This window comes from Thiococcus pfennigii, assembly GCF_016583835.1.
In the GTDB taxonomy this organism is placed as follows: domain Bacteria; phylum Pseudomonadota; class Gammaproteobacteria; order Chromatiales; family Chromatiaceae; genus Thiococcus; species Thiococcus pfennigii.
Genome location: NZ_NRRW01000009.1, coordinates 20,401 through 40,495, shown reverse-complemented (window position 1 = coordinate 40,495; position 20,095 = coordinate 20,401). Strand labels below are relative to the sequence as shown.

The 20,095-nt window shown below is 67.9% G+C and carries 17 protein-coding genes and 1 tRNA gene; 4 read left to right on the top strand and 14 right to left on the bottom strand.

What is annotated here, in order from left to right:
• Positions 1-12: 12 nt before the first annotated feature.
• The 5 genes from dnaQ to rplU all read right to left on the bottom strand — a co-directional run bounded on the left by dnaQ (position 13) and on the right by rplU (position 3,942).
• Positions 13-741, bottom strand: coding sequence for a DNA polymerase III subunit epsilon (gene dnaQ, locus CKO41_RS04780; protein ID WP_200381403.1), 729 nt, complete (start codon positions 739-741; stop codon positions 13-15).
• A gap of 15 nt (positions 742-756) precedes the next feature.
• Positions 757-1,881: a glutamate 5-kinase gene (gene proB / locus CKO41_RS04775; protein WP_200251585.1), complete on the bottom strand. Its 1,125-nt coding sequence runs from the start codon at positions 1,879-1,881 to the stop codon at positions 757-759.
• A gap of 23 nt (positions 1,882-1,904) precedes the next feature.
• Positions 1,905-2,978, bottom strand: a complete 1,074-nt coding sequence (cgtA, locus tag CKO41_RS04770; RefSeq protein ID WP_200251583.1) for an Obg family GTPase CgtA — start codon at positions 2,976-2,978, stop codon at positions 1,905-1,907.
• Between the two features lie 380 nt (positions 2,979-3,358).
• On the bottom strand, positions 3,359-3,616 hold the full coding sequence (gene rpmA / locus CKO41_RS04765) for a 50S ribosomal protein L27 (RefSeq protein ID WP_200251576.1): 258 nt from the start codon (positions 3,614-3,616) through the stop codon (positions 3,359-3,361).
• 11 nt (positions 3,617-3,627) lie between these two features.
• On the bottom strand, positions 3,628-3,942 hold the full coding sequence (gene rplU, locus CKO41_RS04760; RefSeq protein ID WP_200251572.1) for a 50S ribosomal protein L21: 315 nt from the start codon (positions 3,940-3,942) through the stop codon (positions 3,628-3,630).
• Between the two features lie 591 nt (positions 3,943-4,533).
• Here rplU and ispB point away from each other — a divergent pair.
• Together ispB and CKO41_RS04750 are read left to right on the top strand one after the other, a co-directional pair.
• Positions 4,534-5,502: an octaprenyl diphosphate synthase gene (gene ispB / locus CKO41_RS04755; protein WP_200381402.1), complete on the top strand. Its 969-nt coding sequence runs from the start codon at positions 4,534-4,536 to the stop codon at positions 5,500-5,502.
• A gap of 38 nt (positions 5,503-5,540) precedes the next feature.
• Positions 5,541-5,617, top strand: a tRNA-Pro gene (locus tag CKO41_RS04750).
• A 59-nt stretch (positions 5,618-5,676) separates the two neighbouring features.
• Here CKO41_RS04750 and CKO41_RS04745 read toward each other — a convergent pair.
• The 7 genes from CKO41_RS04745 to gyrA all read right to left on the bottom strand — a co-directional run bounded on the left by CKO41_RS04745 (position 5,677) and on the right by gyrA (position 14,304).
• Positions 5,677-5,964 carry a sll1863 family stress response protein gene (locus CKO41_RS04745; protein ID WP_200251567.1) on the bottom strand — a complete coding sequence of 96 codons (288 nt, stop codon included), beginning with the start codon at positions 5,962-5,964 and terminating at the stop codon, positions 5,677-5,679.
• Between the two features lie 126 nt (positions 5,965-6,090).
• Positions 6,091-6,957: a prephenate dehydrogenase/arogenate dehydrogenase family protein gene (locus tag CKO41_RS04740; protein WP_200251564.1), complete on the bottom strand. Its 867-nt coding sequence runs from the start codon at positions 6,955-6,957 to the stop codon at positions 6,091-6,093.
• Positions 6,954-8,066: a histidinol-phosphate transaminase gene (gene hisC / locus CKO41_RS04735; RefSeq protein ID WP_200381401.1), complete on the bottom strand. Its 1,113-nt coding sequence runs from the start codon at positions 8,064-8,066 to the stop codon at positions 6,954-6,956. Before hisC ends, CKO41_RS04740 begins: the two co-directional genes overlap by 4 nt.
• A gap of 64 nt (positions 8,067-8,130) precedes the next feature.
• The gene (gene pheA / locus CKO41_RS04730; RefSeq protein ID WP_200251559.1) at positions 8,131-9,213 is read right to left on the bottom strand and encodes a prephenate dehydratase; all 1,083 of its coding nucleotides are present in this window, start codon (positions 9,211-9,213) and stop codon (positions 8,131-8,133) included.
• Between the two features lie 29 nt (positions 9,214-9,242).
• Positions 9,243-10,418: a phosphoglycerate dehydrogenase gene (locus tag CKO41_RS04725; RefSeq protein ID WP_200381400.1), complete on the bottom strand. Its 1,176-nt coding sequence runs from the start codon at positions 10,416-10,418 to the stop codon at positions 9,243-9,245.
• Positions 10,419-10,617: 199 nt separating this feature from the next.
• On the bottom strand, positions 10,618-11,700 hold the full coding sequence (gene serC / locus CKO41_RS04720) for a 3-phosphoserine/phosphohydroxythreonine transaminase (RefSeq protein ID WP_200381399.1): 1,083 nt from the start codon (positions 11,698-11,700) through the stop codon (positions 10,618-10,620).
• Positions 11,701-11,730: 30 nt separating this feature from the next.
• Entirely contained in the window at positions 11,731-14,304 is a 2,574-nt protein-coding gene (gyrA, locus tag CKO41_RS04715) for a DNA gyrase subunit A (protein ID WP_200381398.1), read from the bottom strand.
• A 1,495-nt stretch (positions 14,305-15,799) separates the two neighbouring features.
• Between gyrA and CKO41_RS04710 the strand changes: the two genes are divergently transcribed.
• Positions 15,800-15,979 carry a hypothetical protein gene (locus CKO41_RS04710; protein WP_200381397.1) on the top strand — a complete coding sequence of 60 codons (180 nt, stop codon included), beginning with the start codon at positions 15,800-15,802 and terminating at the stop codon, positions 15,977-15,979.
• A gap of 25 nt (positions 15,980-16,004) precedes the next feature.
• On the opposite strand, the gene CKO41_RS04705 is transcribed toward CKO41_RS04710, so the two are convergent.
• Both CKO41_RS04705 and thrC read right to left on the bottom strand, forming a co-directional pair.
• Complete coding sequence (locus CKO41_RS04705; RefSeq protein ID WP_200251547.1) at positions 16,005-17,570, bottom strand: hydroxymethylglutaryl-CoA lyase-like TIM-barrel protein; 1,566 nt, start codon at positions 17,568-17,570, stop codon at positions 16,005-16,007.
• Between the two features lie 54 nt (positions 17,571-17,624).
• The gene (gene thrC / locus CKO41_RS04700; protein WP_200381396.1) at positions 17,625-19,013 is read right to left on the bottom strand and encodes a threonine synthase; all 1,389 of its coding nucleotides are present in this window, start codon (positions 19,011-19,013) and stop codon (positions 17,625-17,627) included.
• Between the two features lie 813 nt (positions 19,014-19,826).
• Between thrC and CKO41_RS04695 the strand changes: the two genes are divergently transcribed.
• The gene (locus CKO41_RS04695; RefSeq protein WP_200253796.1) at positions 19,827-20,084 is read left to right on the top strand and encodes a DUF4212 domain-containing protein; all 258 of its coding nucleotides are present in this window, start codon (positions 19,827-19,829) and stop codon (positions 20,082-20,084) included.
• Positions 20,085-20,095 lie beyond the last annotated feature (11 nt).

Here is a 20,095-nt window from a genome sequence, read left to right as displayed (position 1 = left end):
GTCGAGTCGCGCTCACCCCTCCCCTTCGGGGATCCGCCGCCACAGACAGGCCCCGCCGCTCGCCTTATCGATCGCCGCCAGTCGGTCGCGGTGCGCGGCCAGTTCCGCGTCGCTGGCGCGCACGACCCGCAGCGCCGGGCGTCGCGAGCGATCGAGCGGTGCCACCGACACCGCCTCGCCGGGCCGCTCCGACTGCTCCGGCGCGTCGAAGGACAGGCTGACCTGACCGCCGGTCATCGCCAGGTAGACGTCGGCCAGGATCTCCGCGTCGAGCAGGGCGCCGTGCAGATCGCGCTGCGAGTTGTCGACCTCGTATCGCTTGCAGAGCGCGTCCAGGCTGTTGCGCTGCCCCGGGTGGCGCTCGCGGGCCAGGGCCAGGGTATCGGTCACCCGGCAGAGATCCACGATCCGCGGCCCGCCCTCGCGCCACAGGCCCAGCTCGTGATCGAGGAAACCCAGGTCGAACGCTGCGTTGTGGATGATCAACTCGGCGCCTTCGAGATAGCGCAGCAGGCCCTCGGCGATGTCGGCGAAGCGCGGCTTGTCGCGGAGGAATTCGTTCGAGATCCCGTGCACGGCGATGGCACCGGCGTCGATCTCGCGATCCGGTTGCAGGTATTGGTGGAAGTTGTTGCGCGTCAGACGCCGCGCGACGATCTCGACGCAGCCGATCTCGATGATGCGATGGCCTTCGTGCGGATCGAGGCCGGTGGTCTCGGTGTCGAGGACGATTTGGCGCATGGGATCGCGGCGAGATCAGAGCAGGACCAGGTTGTCACGATGGATCAGCTCGGGCTCGACGAGATAGCCCAGGATCTCTTCGAAGCGCCCGCTCGGCTGGCCCATGAGGCGGGCCGTCTCGCCGGCATCATAGTTGATCAGGCCGCGGGCGACCTCGCGCCCGTAGGCATCGAGGCAGGCGACGACCTCGCCGCGTTTGAAGCCACCCTGGACCGCGCGCACGCCGACCGCGAGCAGGCTGGTCCCCTGCTCGCGCAGCGCCCGCACCGCCCCGTCGTCGAGCGTCACGCGGCCACGCACCTGGAGCTGACCCGCCAGCCACTGCTTGCGCGCCGTCTGCGGCTCCTGGGACGGCACCAACAGGGTGCCGACCGGCTCGCCGCGGCCGATGCGCACCAGCACCTGATCGCCACCGCCGGGGGCGATAACGGTCGCGGTGCCGGAGCGGGCCGCGAGTCGCGCCGCCCGCACCTTGGTGATCATGCCACCGCGGCCGAGACCGCTGGCGCTCTCGCCGGCGGCCAGATCGAGGGAGGGATCGTCGACCGCCCGCTCATCGATCAACCGGGCCTGCGGATTGGCGCGCGGATCGCTGTCGAAGAGGCCGTCCTGGTCGGTCAGCAGCACCAAGAGCTCGGCCTCGATCAGGTTGGCGACGAGCGCCGCGAGGGTGTCGTTGTCGCCGAAGCGCAGCTCGTCGGTGGCCACCGTGTCGTTCTCGTTCACGACCGGGATGACGCCGAGCCGCAGCAGCGCGCGCAGCGTGCTGCGGGCATTCAGGTAGCGGCGCCGATCGGCGAGGTCGTCGCGCGTGAGCAGCACCTGCGCCGTGTGCAGGCCATGCTTCGCGAAGCAGTCCTCGTAGGCCCGCACCAGCCCCATCTGACCGATCGCGGCCGCCGCCTGGAGCTCGTGCAGGGCCTTGGGCCGGCGGGCCCAACCCATCCGCGCCATGCCCTCGGCGACGGCCCCCGAGGAGACCAGCACCAGGTCGTCACCACCGATGCGCCGCGCCGCGATCTGATTGACCCAGGGCTCGAGCACGGCGCGCTCGAGCCCCTGGCCGTTGCGGGTCAACAAGGCGCTGCCGATCTTGACGACCCAACGCCTGGTACGAGAAAGCTTGTCGCGCGTCAGCATCGCTGCACCACCGTCACGTCCGTCTAGGCCAAAGGATGCCAGGGCGTCTCCGCCGGCTCGTCATGGGACTCAGCGGGTGCGGGCGCACCGCGCTGGGTCTCCAGCCAGGCCATGATGGCCGCCGTCAGCTCGGCGGTGCCGTTCCCGGCCAGGGCCGAGATGCGGAACACCGGCCCCTGCCAGGCGAGCGCCGCGAGCAGCGCCTCGGCCCGTCGCTCGGCCTCGACCGGTTCCAGCAGGTCGACCTTGTTCAGGGCCAGCCAGCGCGGCTTCTCGATCAGGGCATCGTCGTAGGCGGCGAGTTCGCGCTCGATCTGGCGAACCGCCTCGGCCGGGTCCTGCCCCTCGCAGGCCGCGAGGTCGACGACGTGCAGGAGCAGCCGGGTGCGGGCCAGGTGCTTGAGGAAGTGCAGGCCCAGCCCGGCCCCCTCGGCCGCCCCCTCGATGATCCCCGGGATGTCGGCGACGACGAAGCTGTGGTCGCGGCTCAGGCGCACGACACCGAGGTTCGGATAGAGGGTCGTGAAGGGATAGTCGGCCACCCTGGGTCGGGCGCTCGAGATGCACCGGATGAGGCTCGACTTGCCGGCGTTCGGCAGGCCGAGCAGACCGACGTCGGCGAGCAGGATGAGCTCCAGGCGCAATTCGCGGCGCTCGCCGGGGGTACCCGGCGTCGACTGGCGGGGGGCGCGGTTGACGCTCGATTTGTAGCGCGTGTTGCCCAGGCCGTGGAAGCCGCCGCGGGCCACGAGCAACCGTTCGCCGGATTCGAGCAGATCGCCGAGCGCCTCGCCCGTCGCCTCGTCGAAGACCCGCGTCCCGACCGGCACCCGCACCAGCAGGTCCTTGCCGCTGCGGCCGCGCCGCTCGCGGCCCATCCCGTTCTGGCCGCGCTCGGCGCGATGGCGACGATCGTAGCGGAAGTCGACCAGCGTATTCAGGTTGGAGTCGGCGACCAGATAGACGCTGCCGCCATCGCCCCCATCGCCGCCATCGGGGCCGCCCTTGGGGATGTACTTCTCGCGTCGGAAACTGACGCAGCCGCTGCCACCGTCCCCGGCTTCGACGCGGATCGAGACCTCATCGACGAATTTCATGGCCCTGGTAAGGAACGGTGCAGAAACAACCGATACAAGCACGTGGAAGACAAGAAACTACGAACTGCGCGGAAGTCGCGAAAAACCCCAGATTCTCCCGCGTATATTCTGCCTTTTCGTGTATTTCGCGTGTTTCGTAGTTTAGGAGAAGATGCGCCGGTTGTTTTTGAATCGTCGCCAGGTGAGCGGTGCCTTCCTCGGGTCGGCGCCGCAGAACCCGACATCGGGGCCGAATCGCGCCGACCATTCTCGCATCGCCCCTTCGGGTCATCGAACCAGACGGACCATCGGCAGCGGCCGATGCCATCGGGGGCAAGACGGCCGCAGAACGCAAAAGGCCCCGTCGGGGCGGGGCCTTCGGCGCAAGACGGGGGGCGCCCTCAGCCCGCGTCGACGCGCACGTACTTGCGGTTGCGCGGACCCTTCACCTCGAACTTGACGACGCCATCGGCCAGCGCGAACAGGGTGTGATCCTTGCCGCAACCGACATTGACGCCCTGGTGGAAGCGCGTGCCGCGCTGGCGCACGATGATGCCGCCGGCCTTGATCTCCTGGCCGCCGAAGACCTTGACGCCGAGCCGTTTCGATTCGGAATCGCGCCCGTTACGCGAACTACCGCCTGCCTTTTTGTGTGCCATCGAAAATTACCTCAACCCGCGGTGATACCGGTGATCCGGAGCTCGGTGAACCACTGGCGGTGGCCCTGGCGCTTCAGGTGGTGCTTGCGGCGCCGGAACTTGATGATCTTGACCTTCTTGGCCCGGCCGTGCGCCTGGACGGTCGCCGTGACCTTGCCGCCCTCGATGAAGGGCTTGCCGAACGTCACGTCCTCGCCGTCGGCGACCAACAGGACGCGATCGAGCTCGACGTGCTCGCCCGCTTCGGCCGCGAGCTTCTCGACCCGCAGCCGGTCGCCCTCGGCCACCCGATATTGCTTACCCCCGGTCTGGATCACCGCGTACATGATTGCCGTCCCTAAATAGTCATTCTGAGTAGTGCCCATGAGGGCCAGGCTTAAGGGCGGGAATGATAGCGGCCTGCCTAGAGCAAGGTCAAGAACGCCGGACGCGGCGCGATCCGTGCCGATCGGGTGACGGCCCCGGCGCACGCGACCCTTAGCAAGGATTCAAGCACAACCGGCACGTCTTTTTGGAACTACGAAACACGCGAAGCACGCGAAAGAACTCGAAATGCATAGGATTATCCGCTGTTTTTCGCGACTTTCGTGTATTTCGTAGTTTCCTGTCTTCCCCTCGCTTGTGTCGGTTGTTTCTGAACCGTTCCTTACCCTTCTTCGAAAAGGTCGTGCGGGCGCGCCTCGCCCGACGCGGTCGTGCCGGTCCGGGGCGCGTCGGGTTGGCCCTTTCGGGGCGCGTAGCCCGACGGCCGGCGATGCGCCTCCACCGAGACCGCTGGCGCACCGCGTCGGCACGGCTCGCCGAATCGACACGGGTCCGCCCTATCTCCGCCGACGCGCCGGCTTGACAGGCCCCAGTCGCGACCCTAGCATCCCATGGGTCATTTTTGACGTCCTTCCCTGAACTCAAGGCCCAGTATGGAGATCTCCGAAATCCGTCGGCCGGTCGTCGACGACATGCAGGCTGTCGACCGGTTGATCCTTCGTCGTCTCGAATCCGACGTCGTGCTCGTCAACCAGATCGGCCACTACATCGTCTCGAGCGGCGGCAAACGGCTACGCCCCCTGGCCGTGCTGCTGGCGGCGCGCGCCTGCGGCTATGGCGGCGAGCGCCACATCGATCTCGCGGCGATCGTCGAGTTCATCCACACCGCGACCCTGCTCCATGACGATGTCGTCGACGGCTCCAAGCTGCGGCGCAGCCGAGACACCGCCAACGCCGTCTGGGGCAACGAGGCGAGCGTACTGGTCGGCGATTTCCTGTACTCCCGGGCCTTCGAGATGATGGTCGACGTCAACATCATGCGCGTCATGGACGTGATGTCGCACGCGACCAACCGGATCGCCGAGGGCGAGGTCATGCAGTTGCTCAACTGCAACGACCCCGACACGACCGAAGGGCGCTACATGGAGGTCATCGAGCGCAAGACGGCGACCCTCTTCGAGGCCGGTACCCGACTCGGCGCCGTCCTCGCCGAGTCGCCGGCCGCCATCGAACGGGGGATGGCCGAGTACGGCCGATCGCTCGGCATCGCGTTCCAGCTGGTCGACGACGCCCTCGACTACAGCGCCTCCGACGAACAACTCGGCAAGAACATCGGCGACGATCTGGCCGAGGGCAAGCCGACCCTGCCGATCATCCGGGCGATGACGGCCGGCAACGCCGAACAGCGGGAACTGCTGCGCGTGGCCATCGAGGGTGGCGGACGGGAACACATCGACGCCGTCGCACGAGTGATTGCCGAGACCGACTCGATCGACTATACTGCGCAGCTTGCAAGGGGACATGCCGAAACGGCCAAGGCCGCGGTATCCGTCCTCCCCGAGTCGCCGGCACGAGCCGCGCTGATCGGCCTGGCCGACTTCGCCGTCTCGCGCACCTACTGAGCCGAGGGGCGAGCGACGACGGGCTGCAAGGGTTTTAACGGGGTGTAGCTCAGCTTGGTAGAGCGCTGTCTTCGGGAGGCAGAAGTCGCAGGTTCGAATCCTGTCACCCCGACCAACGACCTGAAATGGACGAAGGCCGGCACATCGCCGGCCTTCGTCTTTTCGGACAATCGGCTATCTGAACCTGTCGCGGACCGCCGCGACCGAGTCGCCGAGTTCGCGCCAGGCGTTCTCGACGCCCGTCTTGATCTCCTCCCAGGAGTCCTCCCCCGCCTGGCGTAGCTCGGCCAGCCGCTCGCCAGCCGCCTCCCGCTTGGCCTTCAACTCCTCGACCTGTTCCTCGTACTCGGCGCGACCCTCGGCCGTCGCGTGCTTGGCCTTGGCCTTCAGCTTGTCGATCTCCGCCTGCCACTCCTCGAGCTTGGCCTGCATCTGCTGCTGGTAGGCTTCTCTACTGCTCATGGCTTCCTCCATCGCATGGGTCCGACATCGTGTCTTCACAGACCTGCGTGCCACGGCCATCGATATCAACCCCGCGCCCCCAGCGCGTGACCCAGTTCACGCCGACCAGGGTCGGCCCTGCCAGGGTCAGCCGCCGGCCGCGAGGAAGCGGTCGCGCGCCGCCTTGGCGCGCGAGAAGATCTCCAGCAGCCGCTCGCCGTCGCCGTCCTGAATGGTGTCGGCCAACTCGTTGAGCTCGGCGGCGAAGCGTTGCAGCATCGCCCCAACCGCCTCGCCGTTGGCGAGACAGATATCGCGCCACATGACCGGGCTGCTCGAGGCGATGCGGGTGAAGTCGCGGAAGCCACCGGCCGCATAGCGGAAGATCTCGTCGTTCTCGCGCATCCGGGCCAGCGTATCGACGAGACCGAACGCGAGCAGATGCGGTAGGTGGCTGGTCGCGGCGAGGATCTCGTCGTGATGATCGACCTCCATCAGCGAGACCTCGGCACCGCACGCCTCCCACGCCCGCTGCACCAGCGCAAGCGCCCGCGGCTCCGTCTCGGCGAGCGGCGTCAGGATCACCCGGCGATGGCGGTAGAGCTCCGGGAACGAGGCCTCGACGCCGCTGTGCTCGGTGCCGGCGATCGGGTGACCGGGGACGAAGGTCGGCGGCACCCGCCCGAAGACCGCCCGCACGTCCGCGACGACCGAACCCTTGACGCTGCCGCCATCGGTGAGGATCGTGCGCCCGTCGAGTGCCCCGCGGACCGCCTGCAGGATGCCGCGGATCGACCCGAGCGGCACGGCGAGAAAGACCAGATCGGCGCCGACGACGGCCTCGGCTGGATCCGTCGTGAAGCGGTCGACGACGCCCAGATCGAGCGCACGTTCGAGATTCGCGACCGAGCGGCCGCAGCCGACGACCTCCCCGACCGCGCCGGCCGTGCGCAGCGCGCGGGCGAACGAGCCGCCGATCAGGCCGACGCCGATGACGGCGAGCCGCTCGATCATGCCGCCAGGGCCCGCTCGAGCGCCGCGAGCAGGCGCGCGTTCTCGGCCTCCAGGCCGACCGTGATGCGCAGGTGATTGGGCATGCCGTAGTTGGCGACCGGCCGCACGATGCAGCCCTCGCGCAGCAGGGCGTCGTTGATCGGCCCGGCCGGGCGGCCGAGGTCGACGGCGATGAAGTTGCCCACCGAGGGGATCACCGACAGCCCGAGTTGCTCGCAGCCCACGGTGAGCTGATGCAGCCCGGCGCGGTTCATCGCCACATGGCGGGCGATATGTTCCGGATCGGCGAGCGAGGCGAGCGCCGCGACCTGGGCCAGGCTATTGACGTTGAACGGCTGGCGCACCCGGTTGAGCAGATCGGCGACGGCCGGGTCACTGAGCGCGTAGCCGACGCGCAACGCGGCCAGCCCGTGGGCCTTCGAGAAGGTCCGGGTGACGATCAGGTTGGGGAACTCGCCGAGCCACAGGCTCGCGTCGGGGAAAGACGACTCATCGACATAGTCGATGTAGGCCTCGTCGACGACGACGACGCACGAGCGCGGCAGCTCGGCGATGAAGGCGTGCAGCGCATCGGCGGCGAGCCAGGTGCCGGTCGGGTTGTTCGGGTTTGCGATCCAGACCACCCGCGTGCGCTCGTTGACGAGCCCCGCCATCGCCGCCAGGTCATGACCGTAGTCGCGCGCCGGGGCCACCCGCGCGGTCGCCCCGACCGCCTGGGTCGCGATCGGGTAGACGGCGAAGGCGTGGTCCGAGAAGAGCGAATCGACGCCCGGTTGCAGGAAGGTGCGGGCGATCAGGTCGAGGCAGTCGTTGGAACCGTTGCCGAGCGTGATCGCCTCGGCCTTGACGCCGTGGCGCTCGGCCAGCGCGGCGCGCAGCTCGAAGCCGCCGCCATCGGGATAGCGCCCGAGTTCGGGCAGCGCGGCGACGATGGCCTCGGCGACCCGCGGGCTCGGACCGAGCGGGTTCTCATTCGAGGCGAGCTTGATCGAATCGTGGATGCCGAGCTCGCGCTCGAGCTCCGAGACCGGCTTGCCGGGCACATAGGGTTGGAGCCCCGCGAGGCCAGGGGCGGTCAGGGCGAGGAAGGGATTGTCTGGCTGACTCATGGCAACATCCGGAAAGAGAGGATGGACGGCGGCGCGCACCCACGCGACTGGACCTCGGCCGCCGTCACAAGACGGCCTCGGGATAGGAGCCGAGGACCTTCAGGAACAGGGTCTCGCGCCGGAGGTGCTCCAGCGCGGCGAGGATCGCTGGGTCCTCGCGGTGGCCGATGATGTCGACGAAGAAGACGTAGTCCCAGATCCCCCGGCGCGACGGGCGCGATTCGATCCGCGTCATGCTGATGTGGTGGTCGGCGAGCGGCGTGAGCATCGCATGGAGCCCGCCCGCCTCGTTGCGGCAGGCGAGCAGCAGGCTGGTCTTGTCGTGGCCGCTCATCGGCGCGTCGGCCCGCCCGACGATGAGGAAGCGGGTCGTGTTGTCCGGCTCGTCCTCGATGCGCTTGGCGAGAATGCCGAGGCCGTAGATCTCGGCCGCCGACTCGCTCGCGATCGCCGCCGTCCCCGCGCGCCCGGCGACCAGGCGTGCCGCCTCGGCATTGCTCGCGACCGGGATCCGCTCGGCCTGCGGCAGATTGTGGTCGAGCCACTCGCGACACTGGGCGAGCGACTGCTGATGGGAATAGACGGCCCGCACGGCCGAGCGCTGGGTCTCGTGACTCAGCAGAAAGTGGTGGATGCGCACGCAGACCTCGCCGCAGATGTAGAGCGGCGAGGTCATGAAGCTGTCGAGCGTGTGGCTGACGACGCCCTCGGTCGAGTTCTCGACCGGCACGACGCCATAGTGGACCGAGCCCGCCTCGACCTCGCGGAAGATCTCCGGGATGGTGCCGAGCGGCAGCGCCCTCACGGAATGGCCGAAGTGCTTGAGGGCCGCCGTCTGCGTGAAGGTGCCGGCCGGGCCCAGGTAGGCGACGGTCAGCGGCTGCTCGAGGGCGAGACAGGCGGACATGATCTCGCGGAACAGCCGCGTCATCTCCTCGTCATCGAGCGGCCCCGGGTTCTCGGCCTTGATCCGACGCAAGATCTGGGCCTCGCGTTCGGGACGGTAGAACTGCCCGTCGCCGGCCGCGATCTTGATCTGCGCCACCTTGTGGGCGCAGACGGCGCGCTCGGCGATCAGGGCCATCAGCTGGTGATCGATCGCGTCGATGCGTTGGCGAATCTGGGCGAGTTCCTGTTCCTGGCTCATGCGGCCCCCGGGGCGGCGATCAGGTCCGGTCAGCAGTCGGCGCCTGGACAGCGTACCGACAGGACACCATCGATAGCACGGATCGCGGCGATCGTCGACTCCGGGGCCGGCTGATCCATGTCGATCAGGGTCACGGCGATCTCCCCGCGCGAGCGGTTGAGCATGTCGACGATATTGATCCCGGCCTCGGCCAGATCGGTCGAGATCTGCCCGACCATGTTCGGCACATTGCTATTGACCACGGCGAGGCGGTGCCCACCGTTCGGCGCCAGCTGGATCTCGGGGAAGTTCACCGAATTGGTGACATTGCCGGTCTCCAGATAGTCGCGCACCTGGTCGGCGACCATCACCGCGCAGTTCTCCTCGGCCTCGGCCGTCGAGGCGCCGAGGTGCGGCAGCGTGATGACCCGCGGGTGATCCTTGAGACGATTGCTCGGGAAGTCGCAGACATAGGCGTAGAGGTGCCCCTCGTCGAGGGCCGCCACGGCCGCCTCGTCGTCGATGATCCCGGCGCGCGAGAAGTTCAGCAGCACCGAGCGCTTCGGCATCTGGCGGATGCGATCGGCATTGATCATGTGGCGCGTGTCATCGGTCAACGGCACATGGAAGGTGACGAAGTCCGAACGCGCGAGCAGATCGTCGATGCCACGCGCCGGCGTGACGTCCGAGGCGAGCTGCCAGGCGCGCTGCACCGTGATGGTCGGGTCGTACCCGACGACCCGCATGCCGAGCGCGCGCGCCGCGTTCGCGACCCGCACGCCGATCGCCCCGAGACCGACGACGCCCAGCGTGCGCCCGGGCAACTCGAAGCCGACGAACTGCTTCTTGCCGGCCTCGACCGCCTTGTGGATCGCCTCGTCCTCGCCCTGCAGGCCGCGGGCGAACTGCCAGGCCTGGCCGATGTTGCGCGCCGCGAGCAGCATGCCGGCCAGGACCAACTCCTTGACCGCGTTGGCGTTGGCCCCCGGGGCGTTGAAGACCACGACGCCGCGGCTCGTCAGGCGCGCCACCGGGATGTTGTTGACCCCAGCGCCGGCCCGGCCGATGGCCTTGACCGTGCTCGGGATCTCGATCTCGTGCATGTTCGCCGAGCGGACCAGGACCGCATCCGGGTGGGCCATCTCCGAGGCCACCTCGAAGGCCTCGCGGGGCAGGCGGTTCAGGCCGGCGACGGCGATGTTGTTGAGTGTCTGAATCTTGTACATGGTCTCTTCCAAACCGTTGGGTGAGACGGGGTCGCGCGAGCGGCGCTCAGCTGGGGCCCGGCCGTCGCACGGACGTCTCGAGCCCCTGTTCAGCACCGCGCGAGGCGCACAGGGCCGGGGCTGATGTGCCCCGCACCACCGCCGGGCGCCGCGCGACGGCTCCGGGGCGCCCGCCTTGGGCCGAGGTGGTTCGATCCCCTCAGCCGTTGCGGCGCTCGAACTCCTGCATGAAGGCGATCAGGGCCTGCACGCCCGCCTCCGGCATCGCATTGTAGATGCTCGCGCGCATCCCGCCGACCGAGCGGTGCCCCTTCAGCGTCAGCAGGCCCTCGGCCTTGGCCTCGGCGAGGAACTTGGCGTCGAGTTCGGGATCGGCGAGGGTGAAGGGCACGTTCATCCAGGAGCGGCAGCTCGGCTCGACCGGATTGCGGTAGAAGTCCGAGGCATCGATCGCGCCGTAGAGGGCCGCCGCCTTGCGCTCGTTGATCGCGGCCATCGCGGCGAGGCCGCCGAGGTCCTTCAGCCACTGGAAGACCAGGCCGGCCAGGTACCAGGCATAGGTCGGCGGGGTGTTGTACATCGAGTCGTTGTCGGCGTGGGTGCGGTAGTCGAGCATCGTCGGTGTGCCTTCGAGCGGCGCACCGATGAGGTCCTCGCGGACGATCACGATGGTCAGCCCGGCCGGGCCGATGTTCTTCTGGGCACCGGCGTAGATGATGCCGTAGCGGGCGACATCGATCGGCCGCGACAACAGGGTCGAGGACATGTCCGCGACCAGCGGGCGCTCGCCGACGTCGGGGATGTAGGGGAACTCGACCCCCTCGATCGTCTCGTTGGGCGTGTAGTGGACGTAGGCCGCCCCCTCGCCGAGGGCGAGCTCGCCTTGGGCCGGCGCGCGGGTGAAACGGCTCTCCTCGGTCGTCGCGGCGACGCGCACCGTGCCGAAGCGCTTGGCCTCGGCGATCGCCTTCTTCGACCAGGAGCCGGTGTTGATGTAGTCGGCACCCGCGCCGCGGCCCATCAGGTTCATCGGCACCATCGCGAACTGGGTCGACGCGCCGCCCTGGAGGAACAGCACCTTGTAGCCAGCGGGGATCGCGAGCAGTTCGCGCAGATCCGCCTCGGCCTGCTCGGCGATGGCCATGAACTCCTTGCCCCGGTGGCTCATCTCGGCGACGCACATCCCGCTGCCGTGCCAATCGAGCATCTCCTCCATGGCCCGGCGCAGCACGGGCTCGGGGAGCATCGCCGGACCGGCGCTGAAGTTGTAGGCTCGCGACATATCGAATTCTCCGCTGCAACGTGTATCTGTTCAGTCTGGCTGCCCGGCCTCGTCGCCGGACGCCTCCTCCTCCTCGCCATCGAGCGCGACGATGCGCTCGACGTAGGCGACGCGTTCGCCGTCGCCGAGGTGGATCAGCCGGACCCCTTGGGAGCCCCGACCATGGATCGGGATCCCCTCGACCGCGGTGCGCACCAGGGTGCCGCCGACCGTGATCAACATGATCTCATCCTCGGGCCGCACCAGCACGGCGCTCACTTGGGCACCGTTGCGCGCCGAGGTGCGGATCGAGATGACCCCCTTGGTGCCACGCCCCTTGGTCGGGAAGTCCTCGACCGGGGTGCGCTTGCCGTAGCCCTTCTCGGTCACGGTCAGCACCGTCCCCGGCTCGGCGACCAGGAGCGCGATGACCCGCTGGTCCTCCTCGAGCTGGATGCCGCGCACCCCGTGGGCGGTGCGCGACATGGGCCGCACCGCTTCCTCGCGGAAGCGCACCGCCTTGCCCGCCGAGGAGAAGAGCATCAGGTCCTGGTTGCCGTCGGTGATGGCCACGCCGACCAGGTACTCGTCCTCGCGCAGATCGATCGCGATGATGCCGCGCGCGAGCGGCCGCGAGAAGTCCTTCAGCGGGGTCTTCTTCACGGTGCCGGCGCTGGTGGCCATGAAGACGTAATAGCCCTCCTCGTAGCCGCGCACCGGCAGGACCGCGTTGATCCGCTCGCCCTCCTCCAGCGGGATCAGATTCACGATCGGCCGGCCGCGGGCGTTGCGGCTGGCCTGCGGCAACTCGTAGACCTTGAGCCAATAGACCCGCCCGCGGCTGGAGAAGCAGAGCACGGTGTCGTGGGAGTTGGCGACGAAGATCCGGTCGATGAAGTCCTCGTCCCTGATCGCCGTGGCGCTGCGCCCCTTGCCGCCACGGCGTTGCGCCTGATACTCGGTGAGCGGCTGGGCCTTGACGTAACCCAGGTGGGACATGGTCACGACCACGTCCTCGGGGGCGATCAGGTCCTCGAGCGTCAGGTCGAGCTGATCGATGAGGATCTCGGTGCGCCTGGGATCGCCGAACTGGTCGCGGATCGCGGTCAGCTCGTCGCGGATCACCTGCATCAGGCGCGCCGGGCTGGAGAGGATCGCCAGCAACTCGGCGATCTTGGCGAGGATCTCCTCGAACTCCTTGAGGATCTTCTCCTGCTCCAGGCCGGTCAGGCGATGCAGGCGCAGGTCCAGGATCGCCTGGGCCTGGGCCTCGCTCAAGCGGTAGCCGTCGGGCCCCAGGCCGAGGCCCGCGGCGAGGTCCTCGGGGCGGGTCTCGGCGGCCCCGGTGCGCTCGAGCATCCCCATCACGGCCCCCGGGCGCCAGGCCCGGGCCATGAGCCCGGCCTTGGCCTCGGCGGGGCTCGCGGCGGCGCGGATCAGCGCGATCACCTCGTCGAGATTGGCCAGCGCCACGGCCAGCCCCTCGAGGACATGGGCGCGGTCGCGCGCCTTGCGCAGCTCGAAGAGGGTACGCCGGGTCACCACATCGCGGCGGTGGCGCAGGAAGTATTCGAGCATCTGCTTGAGGTTGAGCAGACGCGGCTGACCGTCGACCAGCGCCACCATGTTGATGCCGAAGACGGTCTGCATCTGGGTGTGCTGGTAGAGGTTGTTGAGGAGGATCTCTGGGCTCTGGTCGCGCTTGAGCTCGATGACGATGCGCATGCCGTCCTTGTCGGACTCGTCGCGCAGCTCGGCGATGCCCTCCAGGCGCTTCTCCTTGACCAGTTCGGCGATCTGCTTGAGCAGCCGGGCCTTGTTGACCTGATAGGGCAGCTCGGTGACGATGATCGCATCGCGGCCGCTGCGCTTCTCGACCTCGTTGTGGGTACGCGCCCGCATGAACAGCCGACCGCGCCCGGTGCGATAGCCCTCGCGGATGCCGCGCACACCGTTGATGAGGCCAGCGGTCGGGAAGTCCGGCCCGGGCACATGCTCCATCAACTCGTCGATCGTGATCAGCGGGTTGTCGATCAACGCCAGGCAGGCGGCGATGATCTCGCCGAGATTGTGCGGCGGGATGTTGGTCGCCATGCCCACGGCGATGCCCGAGGAACCGTTGACCAACAGGTTCGGGAAGCGCGCCGGCAGCACCGCCGGCTCGTCCTCGGTGTTGTCGTAGTTGGGAACGAAATCGACCGTCTCCTTGTCGAGATCATCGAGCAGCGTATGCGCGATGCGCGCCATGCGCACCTCGGTGTAGCGCATCGCCGCCGGGGCGTCGCCGTCGACCGAGCCGAAGTTGCCCTGGCCGTCGACGAGCATGTAGCGCATCGAGAAGGGCTGGGCCATCCGCACGATGGTGTCGTAGACGGCCGTGTCGCCGTGTGGATGGTACTTACCGATGACATCGCCGACGATGCGGGCGGACTTCTTGTAGGGCTTGTTCCAGTCGTTGCCGAGCTCGCTCATCGCAAAGAGCACGCGGCGGTGGACCGGCTTGAGACCATCCCTGACGTCCGGCAGGGCCCGCCCCACGATGACGCTCATCGCGTAATCGAGGTAGGATCGCCGCATCTCGTCTTCTAGATTGATCGGAAGGACTTCTTTTGCGAACTCCGGCATGGGCATGATGAACCGAGGTGAGCGGTCGCGCGGACCCTCGGCGCGACCGAGAAGCCCCTCCCGGGCCCGGACATCGCCTTGGCCCGCCAGCGTCTATGACGGGTGCGCCGCGCCCCACGGGCACCGCCCGCTGGCTCGCGACCCCGCACGACCGAGTGCAAAGTTGCCGGCCGTCGACCTGTCGGCGCGGCCTTGTCGTACTTGCCGATCACGGCGCGTCGCGGAACCTCCGCGACACCCCGCGAGGCGGGACACCCCGCCGGCCCCGACCACACGAGCGGCGGACATCGGGGCCAGGCGGCAAGCACATTCCCGCTCGGCGACTCGAGAGGCCGCCCCGTCGGCGACCGTTCAAGGTCCCCTGAAAACGGTTAAGGATACCATGCCGCCCCCTGCGGAGGGGATCCGTGCGGCGCACGGCGGCGCCGAATGCGGGCCCTTCCCCTCGGACAGGGGAGAGGCCGTCCACGGAGGCACGAGCGAGGCGACCCCGCCCCGATCGGCAACGGGAGAAGGCAGACGAGGCACCGGGGCGGCCTCCGCAGGCGTCGCCTGCCCGGGATCGGGCCCGCTTGCGGGCGATTCGGGCGGACGGCCGGCGGCCGATCGCCGGCGCCTAGTGCCTCGCTCCAGAGATACCGAGGCCGCTTTCATGTCGCCCTAGCAGCGAGCACCGTAGGGGCCCGCTTGCGGGCGACGACGACGCGCTCGTGGCGGCCAAGGAAGGGTTCAGAAACAAACGACACCAGCGCGAAGACGACAAGAAACCACGAAATACACGAACGTCGCGAAAAAACGGCAGATTCTTGTGTGTCAGTTCGGCCCTTTCGCGTGTTTCGCGTGTTTCGTAGTTCCCAGAGCACGCGGAAGACAAGAAACCACGAAATGCACGATCGTCGCGAAAAACCGCAGATTCTCCCGCGTATATTCGGCCTTTTCGTGTGTTTCGCGGATTTCGTAGTTTAAGAGAAGATGCGCCGGTTGTTTTCGAGTCGTCACTTAGGGTGACATGAAAGGGCGGCCTCGTTATTTCTGAAGCGAGACACCAGGGTGCGCGGTGGCCCTGGTCGCGAAGCCGCGTTTGGCCGACCATCGACCGCCCTACGCAAGGGACGCGCCGGGCCGGCCCGAGGGGGTTGCGCTGGAGGCAGGCGACCGGAAGCGAACCGGCCATCGCGGTTCGAGCCCCCTCGAACCAGGCTGGAGAATGAATCACCGCCCTGGATGAACGAAGGGCGATTCTTGGGCACCTTGAAAGATTCAAGGTGCCCGCGCGGGGCAAGGAGGCCTCGCCATTTTCAGTCGCCTAAGCGACCAAAAAATGAAGCGAAGCGGAAATCGCATTTTCGCTTCGCGTCTTGAAAAATTGCCCGGATGGCAATTTTTCAAGGTCACCTCTTGGCGCCTCCGTGTCGCCGTGGCCGATGCGACGGCTGAAGCGACACGCGACAGGGGCGCCGCCCGTCGACATGACGACGAACAGGAGGAACGAGCGATGCGCATCTTCGATGCCGAGCAGACCTTGCTGGAGGACCTCAAGCAGGAAGGCAAGGTGACGGTCCAGAAGGAGACCGCCGCCTTCCGGGTCACGGCCATGCGCCACCCGACCCTCGGCAAGCTGGTGATCGTCGAGGGGCCGGACGGGCAAGGCGTGGTCGTCGAGGCCGAGGAGTAGCGCCGCCCTCCCCGGCCGTCGCCCGTCAGGCGGCCGACTCGGCGCCCCGCTGCGCGTCGGTCATGGCCCGATGCAGCAGGATGTTGAGCAGGCGCATCGTCGCCCCGATCGCGGCGAACACCTGGTTGGCATGCACGCCGCGGGTCTTCAGCTCGCTGCCATCGACCTGCCAGGTGATCGAACACTCGGTCAGCGCGTCGGTGCGCCCGCCCTTGGGGATGCGCACCTCGAAGTCGAGCAGCGGCGGCAGGGTCAGACCGCGGCGCTTGAGGACCTTGGCCAGCGCGTTGTTGAAGGCGTCGAAGCCACCATTGCCGCTGCCCGAGCCGACGAAGCATTCCTCGCCGAGGCGCAGGCGCAGGCTCGCCGTCGACTCCAGGTCGAGGCTGCTGGAGATCGAGCAGGCGAGCAACTCGGCGTGGTTGTAGTCGTTGCTATCGAGGACCTCGGCGATGATGAAGGGCAGGTCCTCGACCGTCATGACCTTCTTCGAGTCGCCGAGCTCGACGATGCGCCGCAGGACCTTCAGTTGGTTCTCCTCCGACAGGCGGATGTCGAGCCACTCGAGGTTCTTCAGCAGCGACGCCTTGCCGGCGAGCTTGCCCAGCGCATAACGTCGGCGCCGGGCGAAGCGCTCGGGGCTGAGCCGCGTCTGGTAGAGACACCCCTTCTTGTCGCCGTCGGCGTGGATACCGGCGGTCTGGGTGAAGACGTCGGCGCCGACGATCGGCGCATTGTCGGCGATGCGCTTGCCGGAGAAGGCCTCGACCAGCTCGCTGGCCCGCGCCAGGTGGCTCTCGTCGACGCCGAGGTCGAGGCCGAGCTGATCGCGCAGATTGACGACGACCTCGGCCAGCGAGGCGTTGCCGGCCCGCTCGCCGAGGCAGTTGACGGTGCAGTGCACGGCCGCCGCCCCGGCCATGGCCGCGGCCAGAACATTGGCCGTCGCGAGCCCGTAATCGTTGTGCGGGTGGAAGTCGAAGGCCAGCCCCGGGAAGCGCCCCACCATATCGGCGATGGCCGCGCGCACCTGCTCCGGGGTCATGACGCCCAGCGTGTCGGGCAGCATGAAGTGGGCGATCCCCGCGTCGGCGAGCCGCTCCACGAAGTCGAAGACGTAGGCCGGGTTGTCGCGATAGCCGTTCGACCAGTCTTCCAGATAAAGATTGACGCCGAGCCCCGCCCCCTGGGCGTGGTCGATCGTCTCGCGCACGTCGCGCACGTGTTCTTCCAGCGTCTTGCCGAGCTGGCCACGACAGTGCTTCTCGCTCCCCTTCGCGAGGAGATTGATGACCCGCCCGCCGGCCTCACGGATCCACCCGACGCTCGCCCCCCGGTCGACGAAACCGAGCACCTCGACCCGCTCGAGGAGCCCGGCCCCGGCCGCCCAGTCGGTGATCTGCGCGACCGCCTCGAGCTCCCCGGCCGAGACCCGCGCCGAGGCGACCTCGATGCGATCGACCCGCACCGACTCCAACAGGACGCGGGCGATGCTCGCCTTCTCCTCGGCGGAGAAGGACACCCCCTGGGTCTGCTCGCCGTCGCGTAGCGTCGTGTCGAGGATCTGGATGTAACGGGCGTCATCGATCATGGCATCTTCTCGATCAGCGGATGGCCGGCCCGCCCCCGGGGGGGGGGCCGACGGTCAGGGTCTCCCCGCGAGGGTCTCGCCGATGTAGTCGCGCAGCGTGGCGATGTCGGCATCGAGGACCGCGCAGCGCGTCGGCTTGTCCATCAGCCCGCGCAGGCTGGCCGGGGCCGGCGCCTCGCGGCCGATCGCCTGGCGCACGGCCTCGTTGAACTTGGCCGGATGGGCGGTCGCGAGGCAGACCAGATCGGCCCGCCCGGCCCCGGCCCGCACGCCGACCGCGGTGTGCGGGTCGAGGATATAGCCAGTCGCGGCATGGGTCGCGCGGATCTGCGCGAGGGTCGCGGCGTCGTCGACGGCCACCGCGGCGAAATCCGCCTGGACCTGGGCGTGCTCCTCGCCGGTCACGCGCAGCTGCCCGGTGCGCCCCATCTCCTCGAGCAGCGAGCGCACCCGCCCAGGGTCCTCGCCGACCAAGTAATAAAGGTATCGCTCGAAGTTCGACGCGAGCTGGATGTCCATCGCCGGGCTCAGGGTCGCGTAGACCTCGCCGGTCGCATAGGTGCCCGAGGCGACGAAGCGGGTCAGAATGTCGTTGCGGTTCGTGGCCAGGATCAGCCGCTCGATCGGCAGCCCTATGCGCTTGGCGAGGTAACCGGCGAAGATGTCGCCGAAGTTGCCGGTCGGCACCGCGAAGGTGACGGGCCGCCCCTCGAGCCGCTCGGCGAGGCGCCCCCAGGCGTAGAAGTAGTAGACCATCTGGGCGAGGATCCGCGCCCAGTTGATCGAGTTGACCGCCCCGAGCCGGTAGCGCTCCTTGAACGGCAGGTCGCTGAACAGGGCCTTGACCAGGCGCTGCCCGTCGTCGAAGGTGCCTCGCAGCGCGACGTTGTGCACGTTCGCATCGAGCACCGTCGTCATCTGCCGCTCCTGGATCGGCGAGATGCGCCCCTGCGGATGGAGGATGAAGATCTCGATGCGCTCCTTGCCGCGCACCCCGGCGATGGCCGCCGAGCCCGTATCCCCCGAGGTGGCACCGATGATGTTGAGCCGCCCGCCGTCGCGCGCGAGCAGGTATTCGAAGAGGTTGCCGAGGAACTGGAGGGCGACGTCCTTGAAGGCCGCCGTCGGCCCGTGGAACAGCTCCAGGATCCAGGCGTCGCCGACCTCGACGAGCGGGGTGACCTCGGGGTGGGTGAAGGTCGCGTAGGAGCGGTCGATCAGGTCCGCCAGGTCGGCGCGCGGCAGGGCATCGCCGACGAACGGCCCTATCAACTCCAGGGCCAGGTCCTGGAAACGCAACCGACGCCATTCCTCGAGGGTCTCGGGGGCGACGCTCGGCAGGGCCTCGGGGACGAGGAGCCCCCCGTCGGTCGCCAAACCCATCCGGACCGCGTCGGCGAAATCCACCGACGCGACGCCCCCGCGGGTACTACGATAGTTCATGTTAGGCAAGATCCGGTGGGGTGGGCGACATCGCGAGCGCCCACGAAAATTCGCAACTTAATGGAAACCCGGACGCCGTTCAAGCGAGTCCGCGACCATCGCCAAGGCGGATCCGGTCTGCGACCTGCTTCGAGGTGGTTGCGGGGTTGACGGTCGCTCCTCGTCGGGGTGCCCTGGGCAATCTCCACCTCCCGGGGGACACGGGTCGGCGTCGCCCGGGCGCACAGCGCCGGCCGATTCCTTCTCAGTGACGATTCAAGAACAGCCGGTACATCTACTGGGAACTACGAAACACGCGAAACACGCGAAAGGGCCGAACTTACACAAGAATCTGCCGTGTTTTCGCGGCTTTCGTGTATTTTGTAGTTTCTTGTCGTCTTCGCGCTGGTGTCGTTTGTTTCTGAAACCTTCCTCAGAGACCGCCGTGCCTAACCCGACAGTCGACGACGCGGCCCCGACCCTCGCGGCTGACCGGCCCGGATCGCCCGCAAGCGGGTACCTGCCGGCGCAGACGACGCCCACGGTGGGCGCGGTACGCGCCGTCTGCATGCGCCCATGGATCCGAACGCATCCGCCTTGCGCCAATCCTTACCATTAGCTATAGCATGGATAGTAAGTATTGACATGCTTGCAACGACGACAACACAATGCTCTGCCCCGGTAGGCCTGGCAGGGTCCGCCGAGGACTAAAACTATGACGAGGGGGCATCTGTCAATTTCCAGACCACCGTCCGCACGGGGCGGTCCGGTCCCAGCCCCGTCACCCCGATTCGATCGCCAAATTCGGTACCAACAATACGGAGTGACTGCCTAATGACGTCGGAGAAACGCACGGGTTATTGGAAGGCGAACCTGACCTTATTGGTCGTACTACTCTTGATCTGGTTCGTCGTCTCTTACGGTTTCGGCATTCTGCTCGTCGAACCGCTCAACGCCATCAGCCTCGGCGGCTACAAGCTCGGCTTCTGGTTCGCACAGCAGGGCTCGATCTACATCTTCATCGCGCTGATCTTCATCTACGCCGCGCTGATGAATCGTCTCGACCGACGCTACGACGTCCACGAAGACTGAGCACGGGGGAA

Excerpts from the sequence above, each read along its gene's own strand:
- dnaQ (WP_200381403.1), bottom strand. The coding sequence starts at position 741 with ATGCGCCAAATCGTCCTCGACACCGAGACCACCGGCCTCGATCCGCAC.
- proB (WP_200251585.1), bottom strand. The coding sequence starts at position 1,881 with ATGCTGACGCGCGACAAGCTTTCTCGTACCAGGCGTTGGGTCGTCAAG.
- cgtA (WP_200251583.1), bottom strand. The coding sequence starts at position 2,978 with ATGAAATTCGTCGATGAGGTCTCGATCCGCGTCGAAGCCGGGGACGGT.
- rpmA (WP_200251576.1), bottom strand. The coding sequence starts at position 3,616 with ATGGCACACAAAAAGGCAGGCGGTAGTTCGCGTAACGGGCGCGATTCC.
- rplU (WP_200251572.1), bottom strand. The coding sequence starts at position 3,942 with ATGTACGCGGTGATCCAGACCGGGGGTAAGCAATATCGGGTGGCCGAG.
- ispB (WP_200381402.1), top strand. The coding sequence starts at position 4,534 with ATGGAGATCTCCGAAATCCGTCGGCCGGTCGTCGACGACATGCAGGCT.
- CKO41_RS04745 (WP_200251567.1), bottom strand. The coding sequence starts at position 5,964 with ATGAGCAGTAGAGAAGCCTACCAGCAGCAGATGCAGGCCAAGCTCGAG.
- CKO41_RS04740 (WP_200251564.1), bottom strand. The coding sequence starts at position 6,957 with ATGATCGAGCGGCTCGCCGTCATCGGCGTCGGCCTGATCGGCGGCTCG.
- hisC (WP_200381401.1), bottom strand. The coding sequence starts at position 8,066 with ATGAGTCAGCCAGACAATCCCTTCCTCGCCCTGACCGCCCCTGGCCTC.
- pheA (WP_200251559.1), bottom strand. The coding sequence starts at position 9,213 with ATGAGCCAGGAACAGGAACTCGCCCAGATTCGCCAACGCATCGACGCG.
- CKO41_RS04725 (WP_200381400.1), bottom strand. The coding sequence starts at position 10,418 with ATGTACAAGATTCAGACACTCAACAACATCGCCGTCGCCGGCCTGAAC.
- serC (WP_200381399.1), bottom strand. The coding sequence starts at position 11,700 with ATGTCGCGAGCCTACAACTTCAGCGCCGGTCCGGCGATGCTCCCCGAG.
- gyrA (WP_200381398.1), bottom strand. The coding sequence starts at position 14,304 with ATGCCGGAGTTCGCAAAAGAAGTCCTTCCGATCAATCTAGAAGACGAG.
- CKO41_RS04710 (WP_200381397.1), top strand. The coding sequence starts at position 15,800 with ATGCGCATCTTCGATGCCGAGCAGACCTTGCTGGAGGACCTCAAGCAG.
- CKO41_RS04705 (WP_200251547.1), bottom strand. The coding sequence starts at position 17,570 with ATGATCGATGACGCCCGTTACATCCAGATCCTCGACACGACGCTACGC.
- thrC (WP_200381396.1), bottom strand. The coding sequence starts at position 19,013 with ATGAACTATCGTAGTACCCGCGGGGGCGTCGCGTCGGTGGATTTCGCC.
- CKO41_RS04695 (WP_200253796.1), top strand. The coding sequence starts at position 19,827 with ATGACGTCGGAGAAACGCACGGGTTATTGGAAGGCGAACCTGACCTTA.